This window comes from Pseudomonas sp. BF-RE-21, from assembly GCF_019947305.1.
Classification (GTDB): Bacteria; Pseudomonadota; Gammaproteobacteria; order Pseudomonadales; family Pseudomonadaceae; genus Aquipseudomonas; species Aquipseudomonas migulae.
In genome coordinates, this window is sequence record NZ_JAGYGF010000068.1 from 21,430 (window position 1) to 30,961 (window position 9,532).

Annotated in this window: 14 protein-coding genes; 6 read left to right on the forward strand and 8 right to left on the reverse strand. The window is 58.2% G+C overall.

Annotation, left to right across the window (positions count from 1 at the left end; genetic code table 11):
* Nucleotides 1-40: 40 nt before the first annotated feature.
* A complete protein-coding gene (locus tag KGB25_RS27645) occupies nt 41-478 on the reverse strand; it encodes a DUF3995 domain-containing protein (RefSeq protein WP_192417531.1) in 438 nt (145 codons plus the stop codon).
* Nucleotides 479-569: 91 nt separating this feature from the next.
* Between KGB25_RS27645 and KGB25_RS27650 the strand changes: the two genes are divergently transcribed.
* From KGB25_RS27650 to KGB25_RS27660, 3 genes are all read left to right on the forward strand, one after another.
* Nucleotides 570-956: a DUF2946 domain-containing protein gene (locus tag KGB25_RS27650; RefSeq protein WP_223437556.1), complete on the forward strand. Its 387-nt coding sequence runs from the start codon at nt 570-572 to the stop codon at nt 954-956.
* Between the two features lie 85 nt (nt 957-1,041).
* Nucleotides 1,042-3,174: a TonB-dependent receptor gene (locus KGB25_RS27655; RefSeq protein ID WP_223437558.1), complete on the forward strand. Its 2,133-nt coding sequence runs from the start codon at nt 1,042-1,044 to the stop codon at nt 3,172-3,174.
* A 129-nt stretch (nt 3,175-3,303) separates the two neighbouring features.
* Nucleotides 3,304-3,672 (forward strand): hypothetical protein, encoded by a 369-nt coding sequence (locus KGB25_RS27660; RefSeq protein ID WP_223437561.1) that lies wholly within the window; start codon nt 3,304-3,306, stop codon nt 3,670-3,672.
* Between the two features lie 15 nt (nt 3,673-3,687).
* Here KGB25_RS27660 and KGB25_RS27665 read toward each other — a convergent pair whose 3' ends face one another.
* From KGB25_RS27665 to KGB25_RS27675, 3 genes are all read right to left on the reverse strand, one after another.
* The gene (locus KGB25_RS27665; protein WP_008044085.1) at nt 3,688-4,701 is read right to left on the reverse strand and encodes an ABC transporter substrate-binding protein; all 1,014 of its coding nucleotides are present in this window, start codon (nt 4,699-4,701) and stop codon (nt 3,688-3,690) included.
* Between the two features lie 116 nt (nt 4,702-4,817).
* On the reverse strand, nt 4,818-5,021 hold the full coding sequence (locus KGB25_RS27670; protein WP_008035846.1) for a hypothetical protein: 204 nt from the start codon (nt 5,019-5,021) through the stop codon (nt 4,818-4,820).
* Nucleotides 5,021-5,491: a hypothetical protein gene (locus tag KGB25_RS27675; RefSeq protein WP_008035847.1), complete on the reverse strand. Its 471-nt coding sequence runs from the start codon at nt 5,489-5,491 to the stop codon at nt 5,021-5,023. The genes KGB25_RS27670 and KGB25_RS27675 overlap by 1 nt, the downstream gene beginning before the upstream one ends.
* Before the next feature lie 413 nt (nt 5,492-5,904).
* Here KGB25_RS27675 and KGB25_RS27680 point away from each other — a divergent pair, with 413 nt between their 5' ends.
* Together KGB25_RS27680 and KGB25_RS27685 are read left to right on the forward strand one after the other, a co-directional pair.
* On the forward strand, nt 5,905-6,153 hold the full coding sequence (locus tag KGB25_RS27680) for a hypothetical protein (protein ID WP_192496340.1): 249 nt from the start codon (nt 5,905-5,907) through the stop codon (nt 6,151-6,153).
* 158 nt (nt 6,154-6,311) lie between these two features.
* Complete coding sequence (locus KGB25_RS27685) at nt 6,312-6,542, forward strand: hypothetical protein (RefSeq protein ID WP_223437567.1); 231 nt, start codon at nt 6,312-6,314, stop codon at nt 6,540-6,542.
* A 172-nt stretch (nt 6,543-6,714) separates the two neighbouring features.
* On the opposite strand, the gene KGB25_RS27690 is transcribed toward KGB25_RS27685, so the two are convergent.
* Nucleotides 6,715-7,293, reverse strand: coding sequence for a hypothetical protein (locus KGB25_RS27690; protein WP_008044092.1), 579 nt, complete (start codon nt 7,291-7,293; stop codon nt 6,715-6,717).
* Entirely contained in the window at nt 7,286-7,918 is a 633-nt protein-coding gene (locus KGB25_RS27695; protein ID WP_223437563.1) for a hypothetical protein, read from the reverse strand. Before KGB25_RS27695 ends, KGB25_RS27690 begins: the two co-directional genes overlap by 8 nt.
* A gap of 342 nt (nt 7,919-8,260) precedes the next feature.
* Here KGB25_RS27695 and KGB25_RS27700 point away from each other — a divergent pair, with 342 nt between their 5' ends.
* Nucleotides 8,261-8,500, forward strand: coding sequence for a DUF2789 domain-containing protein (locus KGB25_RS27700; protein ID WP_207286270.1), 240 nt, complete (start codon nt 8,261-8,263; stop codon nt 8,498-8,500).
* On the opposite strand, the gene KGB25_RS27705 is transcribed toward KGB25_RS27700, so the two are convergent.
* Complete coding sequence (locus KGB25_RS27705; RefSeq protein WP_008035852.1) at nt 8,501-8,704, reverse strand: hypothetical protein; 204 nt, start codon at nt 8,702-8,704, stop codon at nt 8,501-8,503.
* Nucleotides 8,705-9,328: 624 nt separating this feature from the next.
* Nucleotides 9,329-9,532 (reverse strand): hypothetical protein (locus KGB25_RS27710; RefSeq protein ID WP_223437565.1); only part of this gene is annotated, 204 nt, incomplete at its 5' end.

The following is a 9,532-nucleotide window of genomic DNA, read 5'->3' on the forward strand; positions in this document are numbered from 1 at the left end:
TTGTGTTCACCTGTAGGAGCCGGCTTGCCGGCGATGCTTTTCAAATCCACGCGACGACCAACAACCCCGCCCCCAACACCACACACAACGGCGAATACACCCACGTATCCAGCCGGGCAAATTCCGATCCCTTTACCTGCTTGAAAAACCCCACCAGGTTCGAATCGCCGATCGCCCGGGCGAACATCAGCATGGCGATGGCGCTGATCACCCATTGCAGCGATTGATGGGACACCGCCGGCACCCACCAGCCAACGCGCAAACACACCAGCGCTGCAATCAGCAGCAAACCGAAAGCCACCAGCAACGTCAACCACCCCGAGGGCTTGAACGCAGGCTGCGATCTCGCGCTGCCCTCCACCGGCACCTGCGGCACGGCCGCCACGGCAGCCCACTGGCCACCCAACGCCCAGTAGACATGGATCAGGCTGATCACCGCGAAGATCGTAACCAGCCCTTGAGCCAACACAAACGTCATGTCGAGGATCCTAGAAAAGTATTTAACAGAATCATCCTAGTCGGCATTTTTAGAAGTGCGCGGCTGATCAACGGTGGTAAAGTGCCGCCCCATGAAACTCGCCCGAACCGATCGCTCACTCATTGCATGGATGCTTTATTGGTGCGTCCTGTTCAATGTGTTCGCCTGCAGCATCGGTCACGGGCAAATGGTCGGGGCGCAGCTCAACGGCCTCGGTGGCCAATTCTGTACGGTTGACCCGCGCACTCAGGCACCTGCGTCCTCAAACACGTCCGAAGAGCAACTGCCGACACTGTCGAAAGCCTTCGGCTGCCCGTTGTGCTCCACCGGCGGCATGGGCCCGGCGCTCAATTCCAGCCTGACCCTGGCGATCCTCCCGCAAACACACAGTCCACCCTTGGCGGTCGTCGCCAACGCTGACCTCCCTGCCCGCTTCACCTGGCCTTCGGCCAACCCCCGCGCCCCGCCGTTCGCCTGAATCCTTCGCCATTCAATCAGCTCACTTCGCCAACGCGAGGCGTTCGCCTGTGCGCTGTTTCCTAGCAAGCATTCAGGATTCATCGATGAAAACCATTCCTTTGCTGGCCAGCCTGATCGGCTGCCTGTCCGTTAACGCCTGGGCACAATCCACAGTGGACCTCGCACCAATCACCATTGATGGCGAAGCCATCGCCGAGCCGGGTCTGAGCCTGGATCAATCCAGCGGCATGGCCTCGCGACTGGGACTGAGCGTGCGTGAAACCCCGGCGTCGGTGGCGATTGCCAACCGCAACGACATCGAACGCCACGGCGCGCAGAACTTCCAGGACGCCGCCAACACCTTGCCCGGTGTGAATGCCAGTGCGCCGCCGGGTTTCGGCGGGTTCGTTTCCTACCGTGGTTTCACCAGCAGCCAGATCACCCAGATGTTCAATGGCGTGAACGTCTCCGGCGGCCTTGCCCGGCCCGTGGATGCGTGGATCTATGATCGGGTGGAGCTGGTGGGCGGCCCGTCATCGCTGATCAATGGCGCCGGCTCCGTGGGCGGTTCACTGAACTACGTGACCAAACTGGCGACCCGTGAAGAGCAAGCGGTCGAAGGCCGGGTCAGCTACGGCAGTTACGACACCACCGAGACCGCGCTCGGCCTTAATCACGCGCTCAGTGAAGCCGGCGCGGATGTGCAGCATTACGCGCGGCTGGATGTCAGCCACAACACCGGCAACGGCTACATTGATCGCCAGGAACGCGATGCGTGGAGCGTGGCGTTTTCGCTGCTCAGTGACCTGACGCCAAACCTGTCCCACACCCTAGCCCTGGAATATCAGGATGAACACGAAGACAGTCCGTACTGGGGCACGCCGGTGCTGAATCCCAAGGCCGGTGAACTGAAGATCGACAAGCACAACCGCTTCAACAACTACAACGTCGAGGACGGCCGTTACGAGCAACGCACAATCTGGGTGCGCTCGATCATCGATTACCGGATCAACGACAGCACCACCTTGCGCAACACGCTTTATCACCTCGACAGTCAGCGCGATTACCGCAACCTGGAAACCTATCAGTACAGCGCCAACAACCGCGCGGTGAACCGTTCCACGGCGTATCAGGTGCGCCATCAGGGCGAGCAGAACGGCAACCAGTTCGAACTGCGTCACGACAACACGTTGTTTGGCCTGGACACCACCTGGTCCGGCGGTTTCGAGTACAAGGTCAACCAGACCACCAATTCGCCGCTGAACGTCAAAGGCGCGAGCACGGTCGACCCGAACAACTTTCAGCCGGGGCATTTCTACGACATTCCGGGCACCCGGCCGGGGTTTGTCAGCGACAAGACCAACGAAGTCACCACCAAGGCGCTGTTCGCCGAGAACCGCCTGGCGCTGACCGATAAATTGTCGTTGCTGACCGGCCTGCGTTACGACGACATCGATCTGGACGTGACCAACCACCGGGAAGTGACCGCCAGCAATCCACGTCATCTCAAACGTAGCTGGGAGCCTGTGACTGGTCGCGTCGGCCTGACCTACCAGTTCATCCCTGACGCCAACGTCTACGTGCAATACAGCACCGCCGCCGAACAACCCAACGGCACGCAGGATTTTGATGTCTCGACCGGCAAGCAATGGGAAGTCGGCAGCAAATTCGACTATCTGGACGGTCGCGGTTCGGCGACGCTGGCGGCGTACACGATTGAGCGCAAAGACTTCGCGGTGACCGATCCGCTGGACCCGACGCTAAGCATTCCAGTGGGCCAGCAGACGTCCAAAGGCATCGAGCTGGCCAGTTCGTTGCGGATCACCGACAAGCTGTTGGCCGAAGGTAACTTTGCCTGGGTTGACGCTCAGTACGACGAGTTCACCGAGAAGAATGCTGCGGGTGTGGTGGTTTCACGCAAGGGCAACACACCGACCAACGTGCCGGACCGGGTCGGCAATCTGTGGCTGACCTATGACTTTGCGCCGCAATGGCAAGGGGGGGTCGATGCGCGGTACGTAGCCTCGGTGTTTGCCGACAGCGCCAACACGATGACCGTGCCGTCCTATACGCTTTACGGCACGTTTCTCAGCTACAAGGTCGATCGGCACACCACCGTCACTGGCCGGGTACGCAACCTGACCAACGAGGTGTATGCCGAGTTTGCGCACGTGTCGCCGGCGTATTACCTGGGTACACCGCGGACTTTTGAGCTGGCCGTGCAAACCCGGTTTTAGTGCTCGATCCACACTCCCTGTAGGAGCCGGCTTGCCGGCGATGAGGCCCGAAAGTTTGGCATCGGTTTGGAGGCCGCCATCGCCAGCAAGCTGGCTCCTACAAGGGATGTTGTGGCAGGCCTGAATAAGGTGAACAACACGATCCACTGTAGGAGCCGGCTTGCCGGCGATGAGGCCCGAAAGTTTTGCATCGGTTTGGAGGTCGCCATCGCCAGCAAGCCGGCTCCTACAAGGGGTGTTGTGGCAGGCCTGAATAAGGTGAACAACACGATCCACTGTAGGAGCCGGCTTGCCGGCGATGAGGCCCGAGCGTTCGGCATCGAATTGGAGGCCGCCATCGCCAGCAAGCTGGCTCCTACAAGGGGTGTTGTGGCTGGCCTGAATAAAGTGAACAACACGATCCACTGTAGGAGCCGGCTTGCTGGCGATGAGGCCCGAGCGTTCTGCATCGATTTCGAGGTCGTTATCGCCAGCAAGCTGGCTCCTACAGTCCGGTGATATCAGCGGCACCCATCATTTCAAATCGGCGGAGACTTTATCCGCCACGTCCTTCGGCAGCCACGCCTGCCACACATCCGGGTGCGCCTTCATGAACGCCTCCGCCGCCTGGCGCGGTGGAGTGTGTTTCTCGCTCATATCAGCCAGCGCCTTGTTCAACGGGCCGATGGGGAAATCGACCTTGCTGAAGAACTCGGCAATCTGCGGATACTGTTTCTGGAACGGTGTGGACACGCCAATCGACAGCTTCGAGGGCAGTGAGCGCGTCGGTTTCGGATTGGGATTGTCGGCGTCGGTCAGTGTTTTCCAGGCTTCAGCGTCGAACGGCGGCTCTTCCAGCTGAACCAGTTTGAAACGCCCAAGCAAGGGCGTAGGCGACCAGTAATAGAACAGGACCGGCTTGCCACGACGGATCGACGAACTGATTTCCGCATCCAGCGCCGCCCCGGAGCCGCTGCGAAAGTTCACATAGCTGTCGTTCAAGCCATAGGCCGTGAGCTTCTGCTTGTTGACCACCTCCGAGGTCCAGCCGATCGGGCTGTTGAGGAAGCGCCCCTTGCCCGGGCTTTCCGGGTCACTGAAAACGTCCTTGTATTTCGGCAGGTCACTGACACTGCGCAAGCCGGGGGCCAGCGGCTTGATACCCTTGGCCGGATCGCCCTTGATCACGTATTCGGGCACCCACCAGCCTTCGGTGGCGCCCTTCACCGTATCGCCAAGACTCGCGACTTTGCCTTCGGCTTCAGCCTTGACCCAGACCGGGCTGCGACCGGCCCATTCTTCGCCAATGACCTGAATGTCATTGTTGGCCAGGGCGGTTTCCAGGGTAATGGTCGTTCCCGGCAAGGTATCGGTCTGCAGCCCGTAGCCCTTCTCGACAATGATCCGCAGGATATCGGTGATCAGGCTGCCGCTTTCCCAGTTCAGGTCGGCGAAGTGGATCGGCGCCTGGGCGGCGAATACCGGAATGGGTGAACCCAGACCGAAAGCGACCAGAACAGTGGCCAGCAACCGTCGAAATCCGTTCATGCTTTTGCACCTCGTGCTGTTCACAGCAATAGCAGGATGGCCTGATAAAGACCGCAAGCCTCAAAATACTCAGTCAACTGACTGTAGTAGAGGTTCCTGCTTTCGAGGGGCGAGGATTATTTTTCGGAAATTTCCTGCAAGCGCGCCAGCTCTCTTCTGACCATGCTGGCGTATTCCGCCGGGCGTAACGTGTAGATCTGCGACGCCACCCACCCCAGCCAGGCCCCTTGCAGGATGGCCTTCTGTTCGAACAGTCGCTGGGCCTCCACCTGGGCGCTGGCCTGGTTCTGTATGTGAAAATCGGCGCGGGTCAGGGGCATTACTCGCTGGCCTTGAAGGTTACCAGTTCACCCTTGCGCCACTTGGCGGCCTTGGCCGTCACGGCTTTCAGGGTTTTGGTCAGGCCTTCCTGCAATTGTTGGTGGGCGGCAAATACCATCACCACGCTGTGACCTTCCTTGAACACGATCCCGTGACCGTCGGCGGTGGTCACGAACGCGTAATCGCCCAGGCCATACACCGTCAGTTTGATTTCGCGGAACTTGATGTCCAGCTTGCCGCCTTCGCGACTGGGCAAAACCGAAGCGCTGAAATGATCGCCGACTTTAAGTTTCAGGCCTGGCTTGTCGTCCACCACCAGTGCTGATTCGGTGTCGATCTCGGCAATGTAAATGCCTTCGGCGTTCTGTTCGGTGATGTAAACAAAACGTGACTGGAACTGCTTGACCAGCTTTGCGCGCAAATCACCCAGCACGAACAAAGCATGCATATCGAGATTACTTACTGCCAAGGAAACATCCCCACATCTGAAAATGATGCCGCACGCCTGCAAACAGCGCACAGCAGAAAAAAGCGGCAATGCCGAAGGTGTCGCCAAATGACCCGTGTTGAAATCCTGAAACGAGCAGAGGGCTCATTCATCGCGAGGCGTAAGAAGACTAATGGAAAGTCACTCGCGTCGTCTTGCCTGGAGTTCGTCAGAGGTTGAAGGAAAAAGCCCTTCTGACTGCCAGAAAAAACGGATTACCAACCTTAGGGAAAAAACTCTTTAAAAAAAGCACTTTTCCGACATATCGCCGGCAAAAAATTGCTTTAGATAACCATCAATCGCCCACCAGTGACGGTGATTCTAGAGCAGCGATGCTCTTCGAGACTACCCAAAACGATGTACACACGTCGGCAAAATAACGAAAAGGACTTCATATGTGCACCCTGACACACTTCGCCCGTCCCCTCGCGCCTTACTCAAGCAACCCGTCGACGCTCTACGCGGCGGGGTTTCAACACCCTGAACTTGACCCTGAAACGCTTGCCACACCGCGTTTTCAGGTTGTTCTGGCCGGTAATGCGTTTTTCCACATCAAAGAAATTTCCACTGGCCATGTCAGGGGTTTCCGCAGCGACCACAACGAAGCGTGCGCGCTCGCCCGCCAGCTCGAATTACATCGCTAAGCGCTACGCTCAGTCCCTTCTTATAGACGTTTCGTCATGCCGACGACTTAACTCAGCCGTCGGCAGGCAACTACTGCCATACTGCCGAACCAATGAAACCCGTTCCCAAGTCGGACGGCGTTCAACACAACAGGATATTTCCAGGGGAAGGCTGCTACGTGACGGAATTTGATATCGGTGAATTTTTTATCCGGGGCGAAGCCAGAGAAGTCGAAGGCGAATTCCAGGCAGTCATAGTCATGCGCGCCAAACCACCGCTGACCGCGGTGACGTATCACCAGGTCGAGAAGGATCGTTGGTTCAAAACCTCGGACGTCGCCGAAATCGCCGCAAAGGAAGCCGCCAAGGCACTGAAGCTTGCGGTCGATGATGGGGCATTGAAAGCCTGAAATGGGGGTGGACAAGTCCGGGAGCCGGCGTTGGACAGCGCGATTTTCATGACCGCCAGCGCGCTGTATCAGGCCAGAACGGGCCTCGCCGACAAGGTCGGCACCTCGGCCCGAGAGGTGTCAGCGGCGTGCCAACCTTGCACAGGTTGCACGCCGTCATATCGACAATCGATCAGATCAGCTTGCGCTTGACCGCTTCATCCAATGTGCTTTGGGTCAAGTGCTTGAGCAACACGTCCCCTCGTTCATTGAACGGCGCCCCGACAATCAGCAGAATCTGCAACCAGGTGCGAGTGCTCTCCTGCTTGACGATTTTGCCCAGCACGTTGCCTTCCTGATCCTTGAACACCGTTTCCAGCGTGAAGGTATTGCTGTACGTAGTCGGGATCACAAAAAACGTGAATCCCGTCAGCCAGGCACTGGCGATATTGCCTTGTTCGTTGTTGGTCAACGTACTCGTGACGTACAAGTTCGAGTCAACTTTGTCCGTGGTCACGCTTTTGAACTGTCCGGATTCCTTGAAGGTTTCCAGCATGTTCTTTTCCACCAGCGCCGCATTGTCCCCGGCGCCCGACAGTTCGCCGTTGAACTTCTGCTGAATGGTCACGTGCAGATAAGCACTGGGCTTGTCTTGCCGGGCCTGGGCCGGTGGCCACTGATCCACCGGTGGCAAGTTGTGCTGGGAGTAGGAAATGCAGCCCGTCAGGGCGCTGCTGGCCATCAACAGCAAAACCAAAAGGTACTTATTCATGTGCAGCCACTTCCTTTGACACTGTACGCAGTTGAGGGGTGGCACCGGCCAGCAATTGAGCGATCAATTCGCGCAGCTGAGTACCGCCCAGGCGGGGATTGAGATAATCGGCATTCCACATGCCGACATTCTTGTCGAGCTTCACCTTCTCGACCGACCTGGCCAGTTGCTTACCCTGACGGTCTTCGATGATCAGTTCACCCGCGAGGTCGTATTTGTCGACGTAAATCGGACCGTCGACCCAGATCCAGAGGGTCAAGGTCAACAGCGCACCTGGAAGGTAAGCCGGGTGCATGGTGCGTTTGCCTGCCAGCGAGGTCAGGTTGAACTTGAGCACCACGTCGTCCTCGCCGGCCTTGGCCGGGAACGCCACGATTCGCTTGAAGTAATCGCTTTTGTCGACATAGACGCTGATCTGCTCGGTCAACTGTTGGCTGCCGGCGACACGCACCTTGTCGTCCAGATCGGGGGCGGAAATCACGACGTCGCTGATCTCGGCACTACGATCAAGGGTGGATGGCGCGGGGTTCAAGGGTTCGCCAATGGGGCCCAGCGGTGTGAACGACACACAACCAGTCAATGACAGGCCAAGCGCGATGGCCATCAGATAAACAAGACGCTTCACTGCTTACATCCTTTTCATGCGGGATCGGGGACGCGTCGACTCGAAAGAAAATCGCGCAAGGGATGGGCAATTCAGCACTGAAAGGCGGAAATCCTAGGGGAGCGAGTGTCGCCTACATCCTTGTTCGAACTCTTTGAATGGCGGCTCTGTGACGCCAAAAACGCGACAGCATCGTAATCGTTGAGGCCCCGACAGACAATAGCCCATTGCCATCATTGTGGCGATTCCGGAGAAAGCTGCTAAACCCCTATCGAACTCTTGGTGCGCGGCTCCCTCAGATGCAATGACACTGCACTGCCGATTGCACACTCGATGCGACTGAATGACCTCAAGGAGATGCAGATGGATTCACCTACACACGACTTGAAAGGCTTGTTCGACCAACTCGGCCTGGACTCCAGCGAGAAGGCCATCGACGACTTCATCGCCAGGCATTCGCCTATGCCCTTTGATAAAAAGCTCATTGATGCTGAGTTCTGGACGCCGCAGCAGGCCGGTTTCCTGAAAGAACAATTGCGTGAGGACGCTGATTGGTCACGGGTGGTTGATGACCTGAATCTGCGTATGCATCAGGTTCACTAGTCAATGCAGGCTGTCGGGGGCTTCGGCGCTTAATTGGGCCAACCAGGCAGCCTTGCACTCCTCCGCTTCATCGCGACGGGAGAATGCCGTCCCCCGGCGTTCGCCGTTCAGCAGCACGACCCAGCAGACGCTCTGCCCCTGCGCTCGCAAACTGGCGGGCACACCGCTGCCGATCATGACGGCGACATCGACTTTGCTTTGCATGCTGACCTCTTTGACTTCATTAGCAACCTAACTATGAGGGTATGGTAATGAGTTCATGTGTGAGGAAACAGCAACTGTGTTGCATAGATTAGTTGCTGGAATCGCAATAATGGTGGGGTTGGGGGGGCATATCCGTTGCTGCGGTGATGGCGGCTATTGGTTTCGCCCTTACGGCGAGTCACTTGGAAGAGCCCCAAGTAACCAAGGGCTCTTGCCCCTTTCGTTCGGTGGCTCGCTAAGGCTCGCCATGCCCTCGCTCCGGTCCTGCTCCGTGGGCCCGCCGCCATCGGCCATCCATGGCCGGGGGCGGCTAACCCGGCATCCATGCCGGGTTGCCCACTGCGCAGAACCTCCACTCGGCCTCTCGAGGGGGCGCTCAGATCAAAAGCTGAAGGCGAGCTAACGCTCGGCCTGATGAGTGGTGGAAATCAAAAGCGTACGCAGATCCCCTGTAGGAGCCGGCTTGCCGGCGAAAAGCGTTTGGGCGACGCGTTCATTCAGACAGCCCGCGTTATCGTTGACGCCCATCGCCAGCAAGCTGGCTCCTACAATTTTGAATAGTGCGAACCCAATCCATTGTAGGAGCCGGCTTGCTGCGGGCGGCGTTCCGACGATAGCGGTGGGTCAGTCGACGTTTGTATTGGCTGGACGGACGCCATCGCCAGCAAGCCGGCTCCTACAGGGATTGGTGTACATATCCAGAATGAGGGAACGCGCGCACCAAAGAGCCAGGTCGGCTTTCAGGCCGCCTCGGCGGCTGTGGCGGTAGTCGCCCCCTCGAGAGGCCGAGCGCAGGTTCTGCGCAGTGGGCAACCCGGCATGGATGCC

Coding starts and splice junctions, on each gene's coding strand:
- KGB25_RS27645 (WP_192417531.1), bottom strand. CDS start 478: ATGACGTTTGTGTTGGCTCAAGGGCTGGTTACGATCTTCGCGGTGATC.
- KGB25_RS27650 (WP_223437556.1), top strand. CDS start 570: ATGAAACTCGCCCGAACCGATCGCTCACTCATTGCATGGATGCTTTAT.
- KGB25_RS27655 (WP_223437558.1), top strand. CDS start 1,042: ATGAAAACCATTCCTTTGCTGGCCAGCCTGATCGGCTGCCTGTCCGTT.
- KGB25_RS27665 (WP_008044085.1), bottom strand. CDS start 4,701: ATGAACGGATTTCGACGGTTGCTGGCCACTGTTCTGGTCGCTTTCGGT.
- KGB25_RS27670 (WP_008035846.1), bottom strand. CDS start 5,021: ATGCCCCTGACCCGCGCCGATTTTCACATACAGAACCAGGCCAGCGCC.
- KGB25_RS27680 (WP_192496340.1), top strand. CDS start 5,905: ATGTGCACCCTGACACACTTCGCCCGTCCCCTCGCGCCTTACTCAAGC.
- KGB25_RS27690 (WP_008044092.1), bottom strand. CDS start 7,293: ATGAATAAGTACCTTTTGGTTTTGCTGTTGATGGCCAGCAGCGCCCTG.
- KGB25_RS27700 (WP_207286270.1), top strand. CDS start 8,261: ATGGATTCACCTACACACGACTTGAAAGGCTTGTTCGACCAACTCGGC.
- KGB25_RS27705 (WP_008035852.1), bottom strand. CDS start 8,704: ATGCAAAGCAAAGTCGATGTCGCCGTCATGATCGGCAGCGGTGTGCCC.